17 protein-coding genes and 2 pseudogenes are annotated in these 19,904 nt (G+C 66.1%); 3 read left to right on the top strand and 16 right to left on the bottom strand.

Annotation, left to right across the window (positions count from 1 at the left end):
* Positions 1 to 157: 157 nt before the first annotated feature.
* Genes BMZ47_RS00095 through BMZ47_RS00085 form a run of 3 tightly spaced genes read right to left on the bottom strand, consistent with a single transcriptional unit; the run spans position 158 to position 2,593 of the window.
* Positions 158 to 1,297: an epoxide hydrolase family protein gene (locus BMZ47_RS00095; protein ID WP_007558274.1), complete on the bottom strand. Its 1,140-nt coding sequence runs from the start codon at positions 1,295 to 1,297 to the stop codon at positions 158 to 160.
* A gap of 53 nt (positions 1,298 to 1,350) precedes the next feature.
* Positions 1,351 to 1,779 carry a tautomerase family protein gene (locus tag BMZ47_RS00090; RefSeq protein WP_091857402.1) on the bottom strand — a complete coding sequence of 143 codons (429 nt, stop codon included), beginning with the start codon at positions 1,777 to 1,779 and terminating at the stop codon, positions 1,351 to 1,353.
* 58 nt (positions 1,780 to 1,837) lie between these two features.
* On the bottom strand, positions 1,838 to 2,593 hold the full coding sequence (locus BMZ47_RS00085; RefSeq protein ID WP_007558276.1) for an SDR family NAD(P)-dependent oxidoreductase: 756 nt from the start codon (positions 2,591 to 2,593) through the stop codon (positions 1,838 to 1,840).
* 133 nt (positions 2,594 to 2,726) lie between these two features.
* Between BMZ47_RS00085 and BMZ47_RS00080 the strand changes: the two genes are divergently transcribed.
* The gene (locus tag BMZ47_RS00080; protein WP_091857400.1) at positions 2,727 to 3,623 is read left to right on the top strand and encodes an AraC family transcriptional regulator; all 897 of its coding nucleotides are present in this window, start codon (positions 2,727 to 2,729) and stop codon (positions 3,621 to 3,623) included.
* 309 nt (positions 3,624 to 3,932) lie between these two features.
* On the opposite strand, the gene BMZ47_RS00075 is transcribed toward BMZ47_RS00080, so the two are convergent.
* From BMZ47_RS00075 to BMZ47_RS00065, 3 genes are all read right to left on the bottom strand, one after another.
* Complete coding sequence (locus tag BMZ47_RS00075; RefSeq protein WP_244536695.1) at positions 3,933 to 5,420, bottom strand: sodium:solute symporter family transporter; 1,488 nt, start codon at positions 5,418 to 5,420, stop codon at positions 3,933 to 3,935.
* 109 nt (positions 5,421 to 5,529) lie between these two features.
* A complete protein-coding gene (locus BMZ47_RS00070; RefSeq protein WP_007558282.1) occupies positions 5,530 to 5,793 on the bottom strand; it encodes a DUF485 domain-containing protein in 264 nt (87 codons plus the stop codon).
* A gap of 51 nt (positions 5,794 to 5,844) precedes the next feature.
* Positions 5,845 to 7,008 carry an NADH:flavin oxidoreductase/NADH oxidase gene (locus BMZ47_RS00065; RefSeq protein WP_007558284.1) on the bottom strand — a complete coding sequence of 388 codons (1,164 nt, stop codon included), beginning with the start codon at positions 7,006 to 7,008 and terminating at the stop codon, positions 5,845 to 5,847.
* A gap of 256 nt (positions 7,009 to 7,264) precedes the next feature.
* On the opposite strand from BMZ47_RS00065, the gene BMZ47_RS00060 reads away from it, so the two are divergent.
* On the top strand, positions 7,265 to 8,170 hold the full coding sequence (locus BMZ47_RS00060) for a helix-turn-helix domain-containing protein (protein WP_007558286.1): 906 nt from the start codon (positions 7,265 to 7,267) through the stop codon (positions 8,168 to 8,170).
* A gap of 607 nt (positions 8,171 to 8,777) precedes the next feature.
* Here BMZ47_RS00060 and BMZ47_RS00055 read toward each other — a convergent pair.
* The 9 genes and pseudogenes from BMZ47_RS00055 to BMZ47_RS00015 form a co-directional block, all read right to left on the bottom strand.
* Positions 8,778 to 9,749: pseudogene (locus BMZ47_RS00055) on the bottom strand (transporter family protein).
* A gap of 655 nt (positions 9,750 to 10,404) precedes the next feature.
* Entirely contained in the window at positions 10,405 to 11,673 is a 1,269-nt protein-coding gene (locus tag BMZ47_RS00050; RefSeq protein ID WP_007558290.1) for an MSMEG_0569 family flavin-dependent oxidoreductase, read from the bottom strand.
* 38 nt (positions 11,674 to 11,711) lie between these two features.
* Positions 11,712 to 11,993 (bottom strand): MSMEG_0570 family nitrogen starvation response protein, encoded by a 282-nt coding sequence (locus BMZ47_RS00045; protein ID WP_091857396.1) that lies wholly within the window; start codon positions 11,991 to 11,993, stop codon positions 11,712 to 11,714.
* Positions 11,986 to 13,161, bottom strand: a complete 1,176-nt coding sequence (locus tag BMZ47_RS00040) for an MSMEG_0565 family glycosyltransferase (protein WP_091857394.1) — start codon at positions 13,159 to 13,161, stop codon at positions 11,986 to 11,988. Before BMZ47_RS00040 ends, BMZ47_RS00045 begins: the two co-directional genes overlap by 8 nt.
* A complete protein-coding gene (locus BMZ47_RS00035) occupies positions 13,158 to 14,153 on the bottom strand; it encodes a sll0787 family AIR synthase-like protein (protein ID WP_007558297.1) in 996 nt (331 codons plus the stop codon). The genes BMZ47_RS00040 and BMZ47_RS00035 overlap by 4 nt, the downstream gene beginning before the upstream one ends.
* Complete coding sequence (locus BMZ47_RS00030) at positions 14,153 to 14,698, bottom strand: MSMEG_0567/Sll0786 family nitrogen starvation N-acetyltransferase (RefSeq protein ID WP_007558299.1); 546 nt, start codon at positions 14,696 to 14,698, stop codon at positions 14,153 to 14,155. The genes BMZ47_RS00035 and BMZ47_RS00030 overlap by 1 nt, the downstream gene beginning before the upstream one ends.
* The gene (locus BMZ47_RS00025) at positions 14,695 to 15,798 is read right to left on the bottom strand and encodes an MSMEG_0568 family radical SAM protein (RefSeq protein ID WP_007558301.1); all 1,104 of its coding nucleotides are present in this window, start codon (positions 15,796 to 15,798) and stop codon (positions 14,695 to 14,697) included. The genes BMZ47_RS00030 and BMZ47_RS00025 overlap by 4 nt, the downstream gene beginning before the upstream one ends.
* The gene (locus BMZ47_RS00020; protein WP_091857392.1) at positions 15,752 to 16,828 is read right to left on the bottom strand and encodes a Nit6803 family nitrilase; all 1,077 of its coding nucleotides are present in this window, start codon (positions 16,826 to 16,828) and stop codon (positions 15,752 to 15,754) included. The genes BMZ47_RS00025 and BMZ47_RS00020 overlap by 47 nt, the downstream gene beginning before the upstream one ends.
* Positions 16,829 to 16,911: 83 nt before the next feature.
* Positions 16,912 to 17,394 carry an MSMEG_0572/Sll0783 family nitrogen starvation response protein gene (locus BMZ47_RS00015; protein WP_007558304.1) on the bottom strand — a complete coding sequence of 161 codons (483 nt, stop codon included), beginning with the start codon at positions 17,392 to 17,394 and terminating at the stop codon, positions 16,912 to 16,914.
* A 357-nt stretch (positions 17,395 to 17,751) separates the two neighbouring features.
* Between BMZ47_RS00015 and BMZ47_RS00010 the strand changes: the two genes are divergently transcribed.
* The gene (locus tag BMZ47_RS00010; RefSeq protein WP_007558306.1) at positions 17,752 to 19,191 is read left to right on the top strand and encodes an aminotransferase-like domain-containing protein; all 1,440 of its coding nucleotides are present in this window, start codon (positions 17,752 to 17,754) and stop codon (positions 19,189 to 19,191) included.
* 547 nt (positions 19,192 to 19,738) lie between these two features.
* On the opposite strand, the pseudogene BMZ47_RS27695 reads toward BMZ47_RS00010, so the two are convergent.
* Positions 19,739 to 19,904: pseudogene (locus tag BMZ47_RS27695) on the bottom strand (IS110 family transposase); the annotation flags it as partial.

Here is a 19,904-nt window from a genome sequence, read left to right as displayed (position 1 = left end):
GTCCCGTTTCGCTATCGTCGCTTGGCCATTTCAGAGAATGGCATTCGGGAAGCGGTTTGGGGAAAACTTGCACCGATGCGGTCGTGACAACTCAGAGCATTCGAGCCCTGCGCCGCCAGCGCCACGCGCCGCGCTTCGGAAGCGGAGATCTCCACCTTCAGAAGCGCGTTCCCGACACCGTCGCGATAAAGGCGCGGAGGTCAGCTAGCATCAGTTCCGGCTCTTCCAGCGCGGCGAAATGCCCGCCTCGCGGCATGTCGGTCCAATGCACGACGTTGTAGGTCTTCTCCGCGAATGAGCGAGGCGGCGGCGAGAACACCGGATCGGGGAACGCCGCAACGCCGGTCGGCACCTGGATGCGGGTGCTGGCCGGAAGCATCATCGATCCCTCAAGCCGGCTGCCGTAGTAGATCCAGGTTGCAGTCACGAACGATGCCGGCGCGATGTAGAGCATGATGTTGGTGAGGAGCTCCTCCTCGGAAAACTTGCTCCAGATGTCGGGGTCGCCGTCGGCGGTTGTCGGAAGATCGGCCCACTTGCCGAACTTTTCGAGTATCCAGCCCGCCACTCCGACCGGGCTGTCGGCCATCGCGACGCCGAGCGTTTGCGGACGGGTCGCCTGCTCGTGAAAATAGGCGCTCTCCCGATCGGCCATCGCGGCCCGCTTGGCGGCGAAAGACTTCTCCTCGTCGGTCGTCGGAGCTGCGTCCTCCGCACGCACGGTCATCATGTTGATATGGATGCCGAGCAGAGCATCCGGTCGATCATGCGCTGCCCAGGCCGCTATGCCGTGGCCCCAATCGCCCCCTTGAATGAAATACGGCGCGTCGCCGAACAGTTGGGCCATCAGCCCATGCACGAGCGCAGCAGCTTGCCGCGGGCCAATTGGTTGCGTGATCGGGTTGGAAAACGCGAAGCCTGGAAGCGAGGGGACAACAACATCGTGCCCGTCCGCTGCGAGCGGCTCCAACAGCCGCTCGAACTCAAGATACGAGCCCGGCCAGCCGTGGAGAAGTAGGACGGGCGGCTCGGAGCCGTCGCCCTTCACATGAACGAAGTGGAGGTGTTCGCCTTCCACGTCGGCTGTGAAGTTGGGGAGTGCATTGAGGCGCCGTTCGACCGCACGCCAGTCGTAGCTATCCCTCCAATACGCGACGAGCCGCTTGAGGTCATCAACCCCGACCCCCGCTGACCAGCCCCCCGCATCCGGCAGCTGGCTCCAGTCGTAAGCCTCGATCTTGGCTCTGATCGTCGCGAGCCGTTCGTCAGAGATGTTGATCGTGTAGGGTGAAATCATGATGTTCTCCGCTTAAGCTGGGAAACGCCATCGTCTAAGGGATTGCTTGAACATCAGATCGCCGGCGCATCCGGTGCGCTCGCCCGCAGCGCGGTAAGGTCGGCCTGTTTTCCGAAGATGCCCCAATTTTGCTCGGCAACCTCGTGAATGACGACGTACACCGGGGCGACCGCTGCGCCGTTCGGCCGCCGATCAAGGATGGCGGTTGCGCCTTCAATAAGCCGGCGCTTGCCAGCAGCATCCAATCCTCCTGCCAGCACGTATATCTGGAGCGTCACGACGGGCAGCCGAGCGAGTTCGTCGCCCATGAATACGGCATCTGCCGCATAGTCGGCGAAGTAAGTCCACACGGTGCTACGCAACATCGGCGAGGGCGGTAGTACCTCCCAGTCGAGGCCGAGCGCTGTCAGTGGGCCAGCGACCCGCTGCCGATCGGCGGCGTCGAAGGTGCCAGCCGGCGAATGGATGATGAGCTTGGGCATGGAGCAGCGTCCCTGTGAACGAATGCGGGTGCCGCCGTGCGGCACCCATCGTCGCGGCTCAGATGGTCTGACCGCCAGAGACCTCGATGCGCTGACCGGTGACCCAGCCATTGTCCGGGCCGAGCAGGCTGGCCACCATGGGACCGATGTCGTCGGGCAGGCCGACGCGGCCTAGCGCCGTCATGCCTGCAAACGCCTTGTTGTAGTCTGGGATGTCGCGCACCGCGCCGCCCAGGAAGTCAGTCTCGATCGCGCCGGGGGCGACCGTGTTGGCGGTGATGCCGCGCGCGCCCAGCTCCTTGGCGAGGTAGACTGTCAGGACCTCCACTGCGCCCTTGGCCGCCGAGTAGGCCGAGAAACCGGGGAACGACACGCGGGTCAGGCCGGACGAGAAGTTGATGATGCGTCCGCCGTCGGCCAGCACCGGCAACAGGGCCTGGGTGAGGAAGAACACGCCCTTCACATGGACGTTGAACAGCTGGTCGAACTGCGCTTCGGTGGCGGCGGCGAATTCGGCCATCTCGCCGTGCCCGGCGTTGTTGACCAGGTAATCGAGTGTATCGCGGCCGAAGGTCTGCGTCAGGCTGGCGCGTAGCGCCTCCACGAAGGCTGGGAAGGTCGCAACGGTGCCGGTGTCCAGCTGCAAGGCCACCGCCTTCCGGCCCAGCGCCTCGATCTCGGCGACGACGGCCTTTGCCTGCTCTTTGTTGGTGCGGTAGGTCAGGATCACGTCGCCGTCGTGGCGGGCGATGCTGACGGCGGTGTTGCGGCCGAGACCCCGGCTGCCACCGGTTACGAGAGCGATTTTGCTCATGGTCGGATACTCCTTTGTTGCCCGACCATGATGCGGCCAGAGGGCCCGATCGTCGTTGCCGAAACCTCGTGTTTTCTTGCCTAATCCTCTTGTAGGCTTTGTGCGCAGGCGGTGGTGCAGCTAGGATGGCCGCATGAGCGAAGCCCTGCGCGAGGCTGTTGACCGCTTCACCAGCGCCTATCCGGGCGCGGGCGAACTGACCGCTACCGCCATCCCCGGTTTGACCCTGGTACGGGCTGCCGCCCCGAGCGGCCTGGTTCACGCGATCAACCGGCCGTTGGTCTGCCTCGTCCTGCAAGGCAGCAAGCACGTCACGACAGGCAACCAGGCGTTCACGTTCAGCGGGGGAGCCTCACTGCTGATCACGGCGGACGTGCCAACGGTCAGTCAAATCACGGAAGCCAGTGCGGAGCGGCCTTACCTTTCCCTGGTGCTCGAACTCGATAGCGCCGTGCTAGCCGAGCTGCTAGCGCAGGTGGACGGAACCCCGCCACCGGGGCCGGTCCATTCCGTCGCCGTCGATCCTACGGAGACGGAAGCGGCCGACACGGCCTTGCGCCTCATGCGCTTGCTCGATCGTCCCGCATCCATCGGCGTGCTACAGGCGCAGCTTGTGCGGGAGTTGCACTACTGGCTAATGCTGGGCCCGCACGGACCAGCCATGCGCGCGCTGGGCTGGCCCGGCGGCCATGCCGAGCACGTCGCCCGCGCGGTGGCCGTGCTACGGACGGAGTACGCCCAGCCGCTGTCCATCGCGCGGCTGGCGGCGGTGGCCGGTATGAGCCCATCGTCGTTTCACCTGCACTTCCGGGGCGTGACCTCGCTCTCGCCGATCCAGTTCCAGAAGCAGCTACGCTTGATCGAGGCCCGGCGGCTGATGCTAGCGGAAGGGTTCGGCGCAGGCCGCGCCGCCTATGCGGTGGGCTACGAGAGCGTGCCGCAGTTCACCCGTGAGTATGGGCGGATGTTTGGTCAATCGCCCGCGCGCGAAATTCGTCAAGCGCGGGTACAAATCGGGTTTGCTGCATAGCCTTCGAGCGGACGCTGCCAATGCCTGCCAAGCGTTGGGAGCAGGCGGGACCTCGACGTCCGCTCTGATGCTTCGGCCGCTCGGAAGCAGACCGGCCGATATCCACCCATCTGACACGTCCTGAGGGACGCAGGTGCCGACGGCACATGGCCGATAACTGAAGTTCCGCTTTGGGAGATTCGCGCCGGCGAAGCGGAAGTACCCAGCTCCCTCAAGGGCACACGAACGAATTACAGCTTTGGTTACAGATCGCGGGCGTCTGACGTGGCCTCGCATCAGTCGAGAACGCGAGGCCGTGCAAGATCTGTATCAGACCGCGGGGGATATGGCCGACGCCGATGCCGGCCTCCTATCCATGACCGAGACCACAAAGGCCGTGAGGAACGCCAGCGGCATCGTGACGATGGTCGGGGGATCGAGCGGGAAGATCGGAGCGGCGTTACCGAGCACCTTCACCCAGACCGGTGGCCCGAGGACTGTGAGGGCGACGGCGCCGACGAGGCCGATCACGCCGCCGGCGATCGCCCCCCGGGTCGTCAGCCCGCCCCAGTACAGCGCCAGGATCAGAAGCGGCAGGGTCGAGCTGCAGCTCACCGCATAGGCGAGGCTGATCATGTAGGCGACGTTCTGGGTCTGAAAGGCGATGCCGAGCAGCACCGACAGAATGCCGAGGCCGACGGTGGCGAGCCGCGAGGCCCGGATCTCGCTGCGCTCCGTCGCCCGGCCCCGGCCAATGATGCGGGCGTAGAGGTCGTGCGAGACCGCCGAGGCGCCCGTCAGCGTCAGCCCCGCGACCACCGCCAGAATCGTGGCGAAGGCCACGGCGGAGACGAGGCCCATGAGCGTGTCGCCGCCCAGCGCGTGGGATAGATGAACGGTGGCCATGTTGCCACCACCGCGGATAGCGCCCTTGGCGTCGAGATAGGCCGGATCTCCGCCGATGATGGCCAGCGCTCCGAACCCGATTATGAAGATGAGCGCGAAGAAACCACTCTGGCACATCACGGCCCAGAAGACCGACACCCTGGCCGCACGGGTGTCCGGGACGGTGAAGAAGCGCATCAGGACGTGCGGGAGGCCCGCCGCCCCAAGCATCAGTGTCATGCCGAGTGAGACCGATTGCCAGACGCTCCCCGAATAGACTTGCGGCATCATGATCGCAGCGTGCCTTGGGTGCACTGCGATGGCCCGGGCGACGAGGGTATTATAGTCGAAGCCGAACTTGGCCAGGACGAGCAGCGAGATCGCGATGCCAGCCGTGAGCAGCAGCGCCGCCTTGACGATCTGAACCCAGGTCGTCGCCACCATGCCGCCGAACATCACGTAGCAGATCATCAACGCGCCCACGAGGATCTGCGCATAGAGATAATCGAGCCCGAACAGCAGCCGGATCAACTGGCCCGCCCCGACCATCTGGGCGATGAGGTAAAACATTACGATGATGATGGTCGCGATCGCGGTGAAGATGCGGATCGGTGTCTCCGACAAGCGCGTCGCCAGGACATCGGCCACCGTGTAGCGCCCGAGCTTCCGCAGCCGCTCGGCCACCAGGAAGACGACGAAGGGCAGGCCGGTCGCATAGCCGACGGCGAAGATCAGGCCGTCGAAGCCGGAGGAGCAGATCAGACCGGCAAGCCCGAGGAGCGCGCCGGCCGAGATCATGTCGCCGGCCAGGGCGATGCCGTTCTGGAAGCCGGAGATTTGACCGCCCGCGGCATAGAACTGGTCGGCCGAATGGGCGCGCCGCGCCGCCCAGTAGGTGATGCCCAACGTTACGAGAACAATGCCGACGAACATTCCGATTGCTGCGGGGTTGAGGCCGCCGCTTTCGGCAGCGAGCGCCGGGGCAATGGCGCCTAGGATAAGTGAGACGGCAAGAATGGACCTTCGCATGGTGTCTGCCTCCTCAGCGCGCGGTGAGACGGTTGGCGAGCAGGACGTAGAGCCCCGTCAGGATCATGGTGGACAGGATGGCGAGGAGACCGCCGACGGTGCCGACCGTCACGGCCATCCCGGGTGCGATCGGCCGCGTCATAGTGGCGGGCGAGACGATGAAGGTGCCGACGAAGCTGCCGTAGATCAGCGTCTGGATGGCGGCCATGATCCAGCCGAGGCGGGCTTGCGGCAGGTCGTTGTTCGGCGCCGCGGTCGGTGTTCGTTGGACAGGCATCAGTCGCACTCCGGCTCAGAGCAGTGGGACAAACAGGGGTGAGATCGAGGATTACTCGGCAGCTTTCGGCGCATCGCCCGGAGCGTCGGCGACCACGCGGCCGAAGCCGTTGTTGACGCGGCTACGCTGATACTTGTTGAGCCACGTGCTGAACTGGACCGGCAGCATGTCGTAAGGACGCGCCTCGCCAAGAACCATCGCCGCGTAGACGGGCCAATGGGGGTTGGCGAGCATCGGCCGGCCGAGCATGACGAGGTCGACCTGACCTTCCTTGACGATCGCCTCAGCGAAGACGGGATCGGCGAGGTTCCAGTTCGCAGCGGTCAGGACGCCCGCCTCCTCCCGGATGCGTTGCGCAGCCGGGACCATGAACCCCTCCTCGTCCCACGGCGTCTGGGCGCGGCCCGAGTTGCCGCCGAAGGAAACGTCTACGAGGTCGAGGCCCCGAGGGGCGAGCAGCCGGGCCAATTCGACCGACTCGTCGATGGTCTGGCCGCCGGGCGCGAACTCCGTCACGCCGAACCGCATGGAGAGCGGCAGCCGCTCGGGCCATTCCGAGCGTACCGCCTCGAAGACCTCGATGAGCAACCGGCTGCGCCCGGCGAAGTCGCCGCCGTATGCGTCGGTGCGCCGGTTGGCCAGGGGCGAGAAGAAGCTCGACAGCAGGAAGCCGTGTGCGCAGTGGATCTCCAGCCACTGGAAACCGGCCTCCCGCGCGCGGCGCGCAGCCTCGGCGTATTGGCGCGTCACCGTCGCGATATCGTCGTGCGTCATGGCGCGCGGGACCCGCGGCATGGCTCCGCCGAAGGCGTCGGCGGAGGGGCCGATCATCTCCCACGCGTCGGGATGGTCGTCCGGCAGATGGCCGCCGCCCTTCCACGGAGGCTCGACGCAGCCCCGGCGGCCGGTGTGGCCGAGCTGGATGCCAGGGACCGCCCCGACGGACGCCACGAAGCGGGCGATGCGCGCCAGGGCCTCGCCCTGCGCGTCGTTCCAGATACCGGCGCACTGGGTGGACATGCGGCCCTCCGGCGAGACGGCCGCCTGCTCCACCACGACGAGGGCGGCGCCCCCTGCCGCCTTCGAGCCCAGATGCGCCAGGTGCCAGTCGTTCACGAGTCCGTCCGGCGACGAGAACTGGGTCATTGGCGAGACCGCGATGCGATTGCGCAGCGTGACGTCGCGAACCCGGAGTTCGCTGAACAGTGAGGACATCGGGCTTGGTCTCCCCGCCCGCCCCGTCCGGCCAAGCATCCTGCCGGAGAAGCGAGCGATCTGCTCGAAAAATAAGCCAATACTGCCGATGAACAGGCAGCTAGATGCCTGGATCTTCTCGGTCGATGACTTGTTCGAGCACTAGACTGCGCTTAGCCTCTGAGGGCGTTCTTCCAAATTCACGCCGGGTTCGAACAGATTCCGGACATCGTGAGGCGAGGATGCGCCGGCGGGGCGTATCAGTGAGATTGAGGCCATGACGGTCACGACGATGCAGACGCGTGACATCGGCTCCTGGCCGAAGAACATTGCATTGGCCCGCAGCACGGGGCGGGGCTGGCGGGACATCCACGCGCAGCACGTCGCCGTAGAGCCCTGGACGGGGACACTCGACCCGGTCGGCAACCCCTGCCTCGGCTACTGCGTCAATCGTCCCGCCCAGATCCGCCGGCGCATCGGGCGCGGCGGCATGACCGAAACGCACACGCTGCGTCCCCGCCAGTTCCACCTGATCCCGGCCCATGACGAGAGCGAATGGCAGAGACGGGGGCGCTCAGAGATGCTGGCGATGCATCTCCGCCAGGGATTGATCGACGAGACCGCGCGCCAGATGTGCAGCGCGACCGCCCCACGCGTCGAACTCGACGTTCCGCTCGGGACGTCCGACCCGCTCTTGGAGCAGTTGGCGCTGGCTATCCTGGAGATCATGCGGGAGGAGCCGGATCCCTCGTCGGCGCTCTACGTCGACGAGTTGGTCCACGCCATGGTTGTGCGACTCGTTCGGATCTACACAGCCAACGGCCGCTCATCGCGGCGGGGCCCAGACAGGCAGGTGCTCGATTGCGGCGAGATGAGGCGCGTCCGCGACCTGATCGAGGACCGCCTTGCCGACGATCTGTCCCTCGAGGCCATCGCGGGCGAGGTCGGCGTATCCGCACGCTCCTTGTCCCGCTCCTGTCTCCGGCAATGGGGCACGACGGTCCATCAATACGTGCTGTCACGCCGGGTGGAGCGGGCCAAAAACCTGCTCCTCTCGACCGATCTCACCGTCACCTCGATCGCGCTGGATACGGGCTTCTCAAGCCAGAGCCATCTAGCGACAGCGTTTCGCCGGGTGACGGGCCTCACACCGAAAAATTACAGGCTCTGCGGGCAATCCTGATCCGGCGATGCGAATTTGACAGTGATCTGGGCTGTCGGACTTGCAGGATCTGTGCGCGCCGGCTGAGTTTTACTGGCACGCCTGCAGATATGAAGACCTCGCGGAAAAATGCGGCTTGGTGGCGAGCATCTTGGGATACTGGCCCCATGAACTCTCTCATAGGGGTTGGATCCATTCGTAGAGTCGAAACCTGTCCCTCGCGGATGATGTGGCCGTTGTCGAACATGCAGACCCGTTATTTGCTCCCGGTCGCGCAGAGAGGGGCAATACGGCAACTATAAGAGCCGAGCGGTAGACCGGGCTTGGCCGATATCGGTATAGCTAGTATCGGACAAACTTCCAAGCAAAGCGAGTGTTGGCCGTCCAAGTACTTGCGGCCAAAAATAATCGATGAATCCAGCCTATTTGGTACAGGGCCACAGCCTCTGTCACGACGGTCGTTTCGGCAACTTTGTACCATCCCCGTGTGCCAGCGGGGCCGAGCGGGTTTAGCTGTTGAGACCGGGCCGCTCGGCCCCTATCGAAGCGTGGACCCTGGGAAGGATTTCCACTTCGATTCCGTGTGCACCACGGCCGCGTGCGGATCGTGGTGGATGAGCGCTTGGCGTCAGCCCTTGCGGATCAGCGGGGCTACCACCGCAGCCGGCGCCGGCGGGGTGTAGAGCGGGACGACGAAGCGGACGAAGCCGTCGGTCGAATAATTGTCTCGGGTCCGGCCGAGCGCGTTCGTGTACTGGGCACCGGTGACCACGTCGCGTGCCACATACGCCTGAACGGTGAAGGCCTTGAAATCGTAACCGATGAGGCCACCGACGGCGAAGCGGCCGCGATTGCCGTTCGCGGCGCTGAACTGGCTGGTGTCGAAGTTGTAGACACCGTAGGCGACCGGGCCGATCTCGAAGTTGCCGAACTTCTTCGTGGCGGTCAGATCCAGCAGGATTGCATCCGAGAGGCGGATTGGGCCGATCGCTGCACCGACGGGACCGCCGAAGCGGCCGGGCGTGTCGTAGACGTTGCCGGTCAGGTTGGCGGTGATGTTCCAGCCGTCGCCGGTGTAGCTGCCGGCGACGCCGAACCTGTACGTGTTCGAAGAGAATTGCGGCAGCACCGGCGTTCCAGCCAAACCGGTCCCGAGCGAGCCGCGACCGGCATCGAGGTCGTTCAAGTGAACGCCGCCCAGGAAACTGACGCCGAAATTGTTGCCGAGGTCGAACGCCTAGATGCCGGCAAGGAGGGTGCCGACGTTGATCGAGATATCCTTGTTTCGCTGGCCGGCGCCGTTGCGGGTGAAGGCGAAAACGGTGGGCTGAGCGACGAGCGCTTCGATGCGGCCGCCGAAAGGTGTCAGCGGGGTCGACCAGAGCAGGAACGGGACGTTGATCGCGGTGTCGGGCGAGAAGGGCTGATCCGTGCGACGGTAAATGAAGGTGTCGACCGCGTAGAGGCCCTCGGGCAACGGCGCGCCGGCGGCGAGGCCGACTTGCTCGCCCGGAATCGTTGTGGCTTGGGCGAAGGCGGCCGTCGCGCTCAACGCGACGGCCGCAGCGCCCGCGAGCGTTGCCGTGATCCTGTTCAGCATCCTCAATCCCCTTTTTGCCGGGCGCAGGCCGAGCGTTCCCGTTCGCCGAAAAGCCCCGGCGCAGATACCGATCGGTTGTTTTGTTGGACTTCAGCGTCTTAGTTGTATGGAAACGCAATCAATTTGTACGCATTCCCATATCGACTATAAGTGTGTCATTGTTTGACTTTGAGTCTACTGTAAAAATGACGAGCGATACGAGGGGGTGCGCTCATGTTGCTGCGAAAGCACGCTTGTCGGCGGCCGGATCGAAGCATGCCGGAGCTCGCTCGCTCGCACGGCTGAGGCATAGAGAAGATGCCAGCAAGGACGACCGCTTAGGACTTAGCCGTGCCTCTATCGGGCGCTTGAGCAATCAACTCTCACGAACGATGTCCCAGCGCTTTCCACGGCCTGTTCTCAAACAGACCGTCTACACAGAGGTTCGGCATATCCCATGTGGGGCGGGCAGCATGCTGGAGGGACAATCCAACGCCACGATGCCTGAAGGCTAGCTGCGCAGGCCTTCTCCTACGCGCAGGTGAGCGGCCGCGCGGCATCAGGCTTCGAGGCTTGATCAACCCGCGCCCGAGATAACGCGATGGCGAGGCTGTCTCAAACACCGGCTGAGGCAGCCATCGGTGCCGTACCAGCGGCCGCTTCGGGAGCGCTTCATCTAAACGGCGAACTTCAGGGCGAACCGCTCGGCGCCGAGGTGCGTCTGGATCCTCTGCGCGACGAACTCGGCATCGCGGCCGACTGCGCCGAAGCGGCCCGAGCCCCAGGTATTCAACCAGGGCAGACCGATGAAATAGACGCCGTCCTCCTGCGTCACGCCACGCTTGTGCTTGGGGTTTCCCGCTCCGTTGAACACGGACGCGTCGAGCCATCGGAAGTCCGGCGTGAAACCGATGCACCAGACGATCGCGGTGATGCCGGAGCCTTCGAGGGCAAGACGGGTGATGGGCTCGCCCGGCTCCCAAACGGGGGTGTAGTGCGCCTGCACCGGAGCATCGACGTTGTTTTCGGCAATGTACTTGTCGATGGCCGCGTTGATGCCGTTGTACGTGCGGTCGGCCCCGTCGAGTGAGCGCTTGAGATTGTCGCGGAAGCGTAGGCTGCCATCCTCAAAATCTTCCAGGACACCGTAGAGCTTCATGCCCTCCTTGGCGAAGCGACGCAGATCGATGTCCCGGCCACCGTCGCGCCCGGTCACGTAGTGGTTGGTGTTGTCGCGGACGCCGTCGCGCAGCGGATGGTTGTCGACGGTCATCTCGTAATAGCCCATATCGGCGAGCCACGTGACGACGTCGCGGCCGCGGTAGAACCGGGCGCAGCGTGGCGCGTCGCCTACCGCGAGATGCACTGTGCGACCGGCGAGATGCAGATCTTCAGCGATCTGCGCGCCGGATTGACCTGAGCCGACCACCAGAACCTCGCCCTCCGGCAGTTGGGCCGGGTTGCGATACTGGTTCGAGTGAATCTGCGTGACCGACCCCGGCAATTTCTCGGCCATGCGCGGTATGATCGGGGTGTGATAGCCGCCCGAGGCGACCACGACCTCGTTCGCCGTGAAGTCGCCGTCCGAGGTCTGGACCGAGAAGGTCCCGTCGTCGCGCCGTTCGACGCGTGTGACTGCGACACCCTCCCGGATCGGCGGGTTCACCTTCGCCACGAAGTTCTTCAGATACGCGACGATCTCATCCTTCTTCATGAACCCGTCCGGATCCGGCCCGTCGTAGGGATGGCCGGGCAGGTCGCACTGCCAATTCGGCGTGACCAGGCAGAACGTGTCCCAGCGCTGGCTCGACCACGTGTGCGCCGCGGATGCCTTCTCGAAGACGAGATGATCGATCCCACGCTGCTTCAGGTGATAGCTGACCGAGAGACCGGCCTGGCCACCGCCGACGATGGCGACGGGGACGTGACGGGGCGTGGACGTCATGGCTCTAACTCCGCGATGCTTCGAGGAAGGCGCCGGGTTCAGGACTCGAAGGTCTCGACCGTGACGAGGCCCCCGGGGTCCTGCTGCTTCGCCTCGGTCTCGATCCGGGCGAGCTGGGCCATCGCCGACGAGCACGCGAAGCCGTATTTCTCGCGCACCCGCTCACTCGCGATTGTGAGGGCCGTGCGGGTCTTCTCAACGAAGGCGTCGAGGGCGTAGCTTTCGCCGACCGCGAGGAAATCCTTCACGATGAGGGAGGGCGAGTAGCAGGCCTCGCGCCGGCCATCGGGCCAGCGGATGTGGAAGTGCATCTCAGGCATGGATCGGCTCCCGTTCGACGCGGGCGCAGGCCGCGTAAGTATCGAGGTGACGCTCGGCGCAGGCGCCCCAGGAATGAGCGGCGGCCCGGGTCGAACCGGCAACCCGCAGCCTCGCGCGCGTCATCGGGGCCAGGGCGGCCGTCATGGCGTCGGCGATGGCCCGGGGATCGCCGGGATCGACGAAGAGGGCGTCGTCACTCCGGAGGTACTCGGTGAAGGGCGGCAGGCGAGAGACGATCGCCGGGGTGCCGCAGGCCATCGCCTCCAGGACGCAGAGCCCGAAACCCTCCGTCCAGGATGGAAAGGCGAGGACGGCCGCTCTGCGATAGAAGGCCGGCATCTCCTCCTGCGAGACGGGCCCGGTCTCGATCACCGCCTCGCCGCGCCCGATCGCAAGCCCATGGGCTTGCAGAGTGGCGCGGCAGTGGGCGCCATAGGAGGCGTGATCGAGGAGCGATGCGCCGCCGACGACCACGAGCTGCGCTTGGCGATGGCGTCGACGCAAGAGCGCGAAAGCCTCGATGATCCCGGCCGTATTCTTGCGCGCCTCGAAGCCACCGACGCTCAGGACGACCGGCCCGGCACCGAGGCCCCAGCGCTCCCTCACAATCAGATCGGCTTCGCTCGGCGCCTCCTGGTACATCGCCAAGTCCACGCCGTTCCCGACGACACCGATCTCCGCACCGCGATCGGTCGCGATCCGGTCGGCCCAGGTGCGGCTGACACAGAGCAGGTGCGTGGCCTCACGAATCGAGCGATCCTGCCACGTCGCGAGCACCGGGTCGGCGAAGCTGTCGACGTGGTGGACCGTGCGCACGAAGCCGGCGATCAAGCGGCGGTGTTTCAGCGTCGCGAGGGCATTGCCGCCGATGCCGCAATGGGCGTGAAAGACGTCGAAGTCACAGGCGGCGGGGGACGCGAAGTGGCGCAGGTAATCGTCGATGCGCGCCCGCACGAGGTCGACCGTTGCGCCGGCGATCGGCTTTGCGGCTACCGATACCGTCGGGCAGGCGGCCGCGCGAAAGAAGCCGCGCCCCGACGGATCGGGCGCGTGGACCACCGCCTCATGCCCGAGCGCGCACAGGGCCTCGGCCAGGGCGAGGCAATGCGCGACGCCGCCCCGTGGATTGGTGGAGTGGGTCAGGATGGCAATGCGCAGGGGCGTCATCGGACGACACCCGCGCCATCCTGGCCACAACCGATCAGCGGGCTGATCGTGAAGTCCCAGACCACGGCCTCTCCGCCGGAGGCATCGCGAACCCGGGCGACCCGGCTCGCATCGAGCTTACCGACCGTGGCGACCGCGATATCCCGTTCGGCGAACCGCGCGAGGACGTCCGGCGTGCAGTCCGGGTGCACGCTCAGAAGGTAGCCGAAGCTTGGGAAGGCGGTGAGCCACCGGTCGAGCGGGACACCGGTGGGCCGCGGGATCGCGTCGAGGTCTATGATGCCGCCGACATGCGAGCATTCCAGCAGCATCAGGGCAGTGCCGACGACGCCCGCCATGCTGATGTCCTTGGCCGCCCGGCAGAGCCCGCTCTCCGCCAAGCCCGGCAGCAGCGCGAGATCACCGCGCAGACGCTCGCCGGCCGTGCCGGTCGAGGCGTCCCAGTACGGGTATGGGTCGCGGAAGCGTCCGCGCAGGTCGATCGCCGCGACGAAGTCGTCGCCGGGCGCCGCGTCGAAGCTCGTGAGCAGGCGCGGGCCAGCGCGGCCGAGCACGGCGACCGCGAGGTTGCCGGCTTCAGCGCGCGTATTGGTGTGACCGCCGACGATCGGGACGCCGTACAGTGCCGCTGCGTCGGACAGGCCTGCCAGGATCGGGTCCGCGGCCGCGGCATCTCGGCTCCACAGCGCGTCGACTACCGCGAGCGGGCGCCCACCCATGGCGGCGATGTCGCTGAGGTTGACCATGATGCCGCAATAGCCAGCGAAATACGGATCGGCCGCGACGAAGCTGTCGAGGAAGCCCTCGATGGCGAACAGCAGGTGGCCGTCGCCATCCGGTATGGCGGCACAATCGTCGCCGACCGGCACCGCGTCGTGCCGGCTGTTCAGCCCGAGCCGCTCGACCACGGCATCGATGTCGCGCTTGTGCGCGACTCCGCGCGCGTCACGGATCTGGCCGGCCAAGGACTGGATGTCGAAGCCCGACGACATCACGCGGCCTTGTGGAACGTGACGAGCCCGTGCTCGGGGTCGTGCATCGGCGGGTAGGCCGCGAGGTCTGCCTGCATCAGGTGATGCGGTCGCCCGTGCAGTTCGACCTCGTCGAGGCTCGTCCAATGCAGGGCCTGGAACAACGGAACATTCCGATCCTGCACGTGGGCCAGGAACCGCGTGCAGCCCCTCGCATGGGCCGAGGAGACCGCGACTTGGATGAGCCCGGCTCCCAGGGCAGCGGTGCCGCGGAACGGTCCGGCGACGGCCAAGCGGGATCCCCACCATGCGCCGGCACGCTCCGACGCTTCGTGGATGCGGACGGTGCCGACGACCGCGTCGGCGTCGCCGCCGAGAGTCGAGAGGGCACAGATCGGGATCGCGTGCGCGTCGACGGCGTCCCGGTCGTCCCCGGTGAAGATGCGCTGCTCCGTGCAGAAGACCTGGCGGCGGAGCGCCGCGCAGGCGTTCCGCTCCCACGAACTCGTGGCGAACTTGATGCGGAAGTGGCTTGGCCAATAGGGCGGCACGGGCTCGAAGATCATGAGACCGCCCCCGCGCGCTCGTAGGTGGAGAGCGCCGAGCAGGCGCCGCAGCGCCCGCATCCGGCCTTGATGTCGGTCGAACGAAGATCCGCGCCGACCAGCATGTCCGCGAGGGGTTTGAGGATGCCGTGCATGACATCGGGGCCGGGCGCCGGATGGCTCTCCAGCGGGGTGCCCGAGATCGGCACGAACGGCACCACGAACGGGTAGACGCCCATCCCGATCAGGCGCTCGGCCATCGCCAGGATCGCCTCCGGGGCGTCGCCTAGCCCGGCCAGGATGTAGGTCGAGACCTGGCCCCGCCCGAAGACGGGAACGGCCGCCTCGAAGGCCCCGTAGTACCGCTCCAGCGGCACGCTCGCCTTCCCGGGCATGATCCGGGCCCGGACTTCGGGCGTGACGGCTTCCAGATGCATACCGAGGGCATCGATGCCCGACGCTTTCATCCGCTCGAACCAGCGGTCGTCATCCGGCGGCTCGCACTGCGCCTGGATCGGCAGGTCGACCGCGGCCTTGACGGCGAAGGCGCTCTCGCAGAGCACGGCGGCGCCCCGGTCGGTCGCGTTCGGCGTGCCGGTCGTCATGACCATGTGCTTGACGCCGTCGAGGAGCACCGCTGCGCGGGCGACCTCGGCCAGCTGTTCGGGCGTCTTGTGCGCGACGGTGCGACCGGCGGCGAGCGATTGGCCGATCGAGCAGAACTGGCAAGTCTTCGTGCGGCTCGCGTAGCGGATACAGGTCTGGAGCACGGTGGTGGCCAGCACGTCCCGCCCGTGCAGAACGGCGATCTTCGAATACGGCACGCCGTCGAAGGTCGAGAGCGCGTAGAAGCGCGGCTTGCCCGGGAAGGTCGCCTGCCCGATCACCACGCCGTCATGCTCGATCACCGAGACCCCGTTGTCGTCCGGGCGGCGGACGAGGAAGGGCGAATCAAAGGCGGCCTCGGTGTGGACCGGCACCATCACGGTCCGGCCCGCGATGGTCATGGCCTTGTGGTCCGACGGACCGGCCCCGCCGCGGCGGCTCGGCGCCCCGGCGCGGCTGTCGGCGAGCCTAACGCCGTAGGACTGCAATGCGTTGATCAGGCGCTCCGTCGGCATCCCGACCAAGCCCGCCACCACCGGCGGGAACGCGGGAAGGCTCGTCGGAAGCGGGCTGCTGCTCATGGTCGAGACTCCGGAAATCGGTCTGGGAACGGATCGGCTGGTGCACGAACGAGGCCGGGCGGTCGTCGTGGAGCAGGCTGAGAAGTTCGGGCCGGGCGTAGTGGCCGACCGAGTCCATCATCCGCTTGCGCTTGGTCACCAGCGCCAGGTCCATGTCGGCGATCAGGATACCCTCGCCAGCGCCCAGCGGCTCCGCGAGGTGCTTGCCTTCCGGCGAGACAATGGCGGTGCAGTTGCCGCCGTGGCAGGCGCCGCGCAGGCGCTCGTCCGGGCAGACCTGCGCCACCTGTTCGTCGGTGAGCCAGCCCGTGGCGTTCACCACGAAGCAGGCCGCCTCCAGGGCGTGATGGCGGATCGTCACCTCCATCTGGTCGGCGAAGATCTGGCCCACGAGGGAGCCCGGGAACTGCGCCGCGTGGATCTCTTCGTGGCGCGCCATCAGGGCGTAGCGGGCGAGCGGATTGTAGTGCTCCCAACAGGCCAACGCGCCGACGCGCCCCACCGCCGTATCGACCACGGTAAGGCTGGCGCCGTCGCCCTGACCCCAGATCATCCGCTCATGATAGGTCGGCGTGATCTTGCGGCGCTTGAGCTTGAGGCTCCCGTCGGCGTCGAAGACCAGCTGCGCGTTGTAGAGCGAGCCGTGATCGCGCTCGTTGACCCCGAGCACGATGACCGCCCCGTGACGGCGTGCGGCGACGGAGACCGCCTGGGTCACGGGTCCCGGCACCGTCACGGCCCGCTCGTAGAGGCGCAGGTGCTCGGCGCCCTGCATCGCCGGCGGCAGCACGAACGAGAAGTAGGGGTAATAGGGGACGAAGGTCTCGGGAAAGACCATGAAGCGCGCGCCCTTGGCGGCGGCCTCATCGATGGCATTGAGCACCCGCTCCAGAGTGCCCTCCGGCCGGTCGAGGTCTGGCGCGATCTGGACGGCGGCGGCCCGCACGATCCGGCTGTCTGACATGGGCGATCCTCCGGCTGTGAACGGCGGCCACGTCGCGCGCGGCCGCCGGATGCGACGTCCCGGACTGGAAGCCAAAGGGCCGATCAGACGGTCCAGGTGTCGATGATCACCGCGTTGTCGCGCTTGTGCAGGAGGATGCAGTCGAGGACGTCGAGAGGGTTGATCATGCGGATGCCCTCGATGAAGGCGGCCTCGCCGTGGCCGTAGAGAGCCTGGGTCGAGAACCGGCAGGCATAGACCTTGCCACCCTCGGCCATGAACTTCTCAAGCTGGTTGTTGAAGTTGAGGTGGCCCGGAAAGGCCTCGTCGCCGAGCCGTGGGAAGCCGCGCTGGACGCCTAGCGTGATGCCCGGACCGTAGAGCAGGATCGACGTCTCGAACCCCTTGCGCTGCAGGCGCGTGGCCTGGAGCAGGTTCACAAGGCCGATCGAACCCTCGAACGCGACGGTATGGAAGGTCACCAGCGCCTTCTGGCCCGGCTCGGCCTTGACGTCCTCGAAGACCTTCTCCTCGTAATCGACCAGGAAGTCGCCCTTCTTGTGATGCTCGCGGTTCACAGCAGGCATTGATTTCTCTCCTCGAAGGATTGGACCGCGGAAGACTGAACTTCGAGCGGCCGTAAACCATTCATGGCAAGCGGTGTGCCAGAGGACTTCGATCAATCAGCCATACAAGGTGTCGGAGCGATATTCATACAATAATGCGATCAATGCAGCTGGCTCGAGTATATTAGGCCTTGCGCCTGCCGCCTATTTATTGAGCGAAATATGAGTACACAATCACCAGAGGATGGCTGTTTACGGATCGAAGATTGTCGGCATTGTATGGATGCCGGAGAATGGTCCTGCGGAGCTTGATCGCGGTACGGCTATTGCAGACCATACAATCAAGCATTGATCGCATCATGATCTGGGCCGCCACGCATGACTTCGCCCGAGCGAGACGAACGACTGAACGCGCAGATTGGAGGGACCGGCGCCTGGACGCCGGATCTAAAGCGGTGGGGCAAGCCTCATTACCTCGCGATTGCGGAGGCCTTGGCCGACGACATCCGGACGGGGCGCCTGACGGCGGGGACGCGCCTCCCGACCCAGCGCGCCCTCGCCGAGGCGCTCGATCTGAACTTCACGACGGTTTCACGCGGCTACGTCGAGGCCCATAAGCGCGGACTGATCGAGGGGCGCGTCGGCCAGGGGACCTTCGTGGTCGATCCGGCTCGCCCGCCCCGTTCGCCTGCCGCCGCGCCCGCGCGTCGGATCGGTCCGGTCGATTTCACCATGAACCTGCCCCCCGAGCCTGACACGCCGGCCCTGCAAGCCCGGATGCAGGCCGCACTCGTGGATCTGTCCGGCAATCTCACCAACCTATTGCGCTATCAGGGCTTCGGCGGGACCGAGGAGGACAAGGAGGCGGCTTTGCGCTGGCTGAAAGGCCGCGGGGTCGTCACGTCCCGGGAGCGTCTGCTGATCTGCCCGGGGGCGCACAGCGCCCTGTTCAGCATCCTGGGGCAGGTCGCCCGGCCGGGCGACACGATCTGCGCCGAGCGGATCACCTATCCCGGCATCCGCGCGCTTGCGGCGCATTTGCGCCTTCGCCTCGTCGATCTGCCCATGGACCGGTACGGCGTCGATCCTGATGCTTTCGCCGCCGCCTGCACCAAAGTGGCACCGAAGGCCATCTACCTGAACCCGTTGCTACAGAACCCCACCACCGCGACCCTGCCCAGGACGCGGCGCGAGGCTGTGATCGCGGTTGCGCGGCGATACGCCGTCACCATCATCGAGGACGACGCCTACGCCCGCATCTGCCCGACCCCGCCGCCGAGTTTTGCGGAACTCGCGCCGGAGATCACCTATTACGTGGCAGGTCTCGCCAAGTGCTTGGGTGCCGGACTTCGGCTCGCCTTCCTGGTCGCCCCGAGCGCCCGGTCCGCCCTGCCACTGGGCGGCGCCCTGCGCACGGCCACGGTCATGGCCTCACCGATCGCGACGGCCCTGGCGACGCGGTGGATCATGGACGGCACGGCGGAGGCCATCGTGCAGTTCGTTCGCGAGGAATCGGCCGCGCGCCAACGCATCGCAACCGCGATGCTTCCCGCCGGGACCTACACCGCCGATCCGCATGCCTTCCACGTCTGGATCACGCTGCCGGAGGGTTGGACGCGCTCGGCCTTCGCCAGCCAAGGTCGGTCGGCCGGGCTCGGCGTCATCGCCAGCGACCCGTTTTGCGTCGCGGGGACGCCGCCGGAAGCGGTCCGTCTCTGTCTGGGCGGCCCCTCAACCCGGCAGCAGATCACGCACGGCCTGGAAGTGCTCGCCCACGCCCTCGAAGGCTCGCCGGCCCTCGCCTCAGCCTACATCTGAATTTTTCGAGCCGGATACAGGTCGAAATGCCCTCGGTCAGTCGGAGGTAAGCTTAGCGGTTTCAACCTCGGCCAGTTCGCGATCCTAATGTGAATGGCTCGCAGCGGCGCACGAAGGTCCGCTTACGGGATACAACGTCAGAAGATTAAATGGCTTGGATGGGCGCCAAGCCGAATGTCTGGTTATGCGTACGCTGCCAAATTGGGGTGACGGAGTCTGGCCGGAAGCGGAATGACCGCTTCGGGGAAGGCAGGCCGGAAAAGCAGACTGCCTCCTACCGACCGAGGCTGTCGTCTAATCGCTTGGCATAAAGCAAGTCCTTTTCGGGTCGTCGGGCTGTCGTTTGCCGGGAGCACGGTCGTCTTCGCGGTCGGCATGAGCCGCCGCATGATGGGGCTTCGCAGGATGAACCTTCCGATGTGTGAAGCGCACTCGATGGGCCGGTGAGGATCTCAGGGTGCAACAGCCTCGGCGGAATGGTTCGCCCCCGTTCCGGCAGGGACGCCTCGACGCGCTTTGACGCGCGGCAAGCTCGGGTGTTCTGAGATCAGGCCATGGCAGCCTTCGCCAGGTAGGGTTGGCCGGACCGCAACATGGCATGCATGATGACAGCCAGCTTGCGTGCGACGGCCACGGCGGCGCGCTTGAAGCCCAGCCGCTCGCGCAGCTTCAGCCCCCATGCACGCAGGTCGCTGTCCACCCGGCTTCGCGTC

The organism is Methylobacterium brachiatum, from assembly GCF_900113845.1.
GTDB classification, from domain to species: domain Bacteria; phylum Pseudomonadota; class Alphaproteobacteria; order Rhizobiales; family Beijerinckiaceae; genus Methylobacterium; species Methylobacterium brachiatum.
This window is presented reverse-complemented; position numbering and strand designations above follow the sequence as displayed.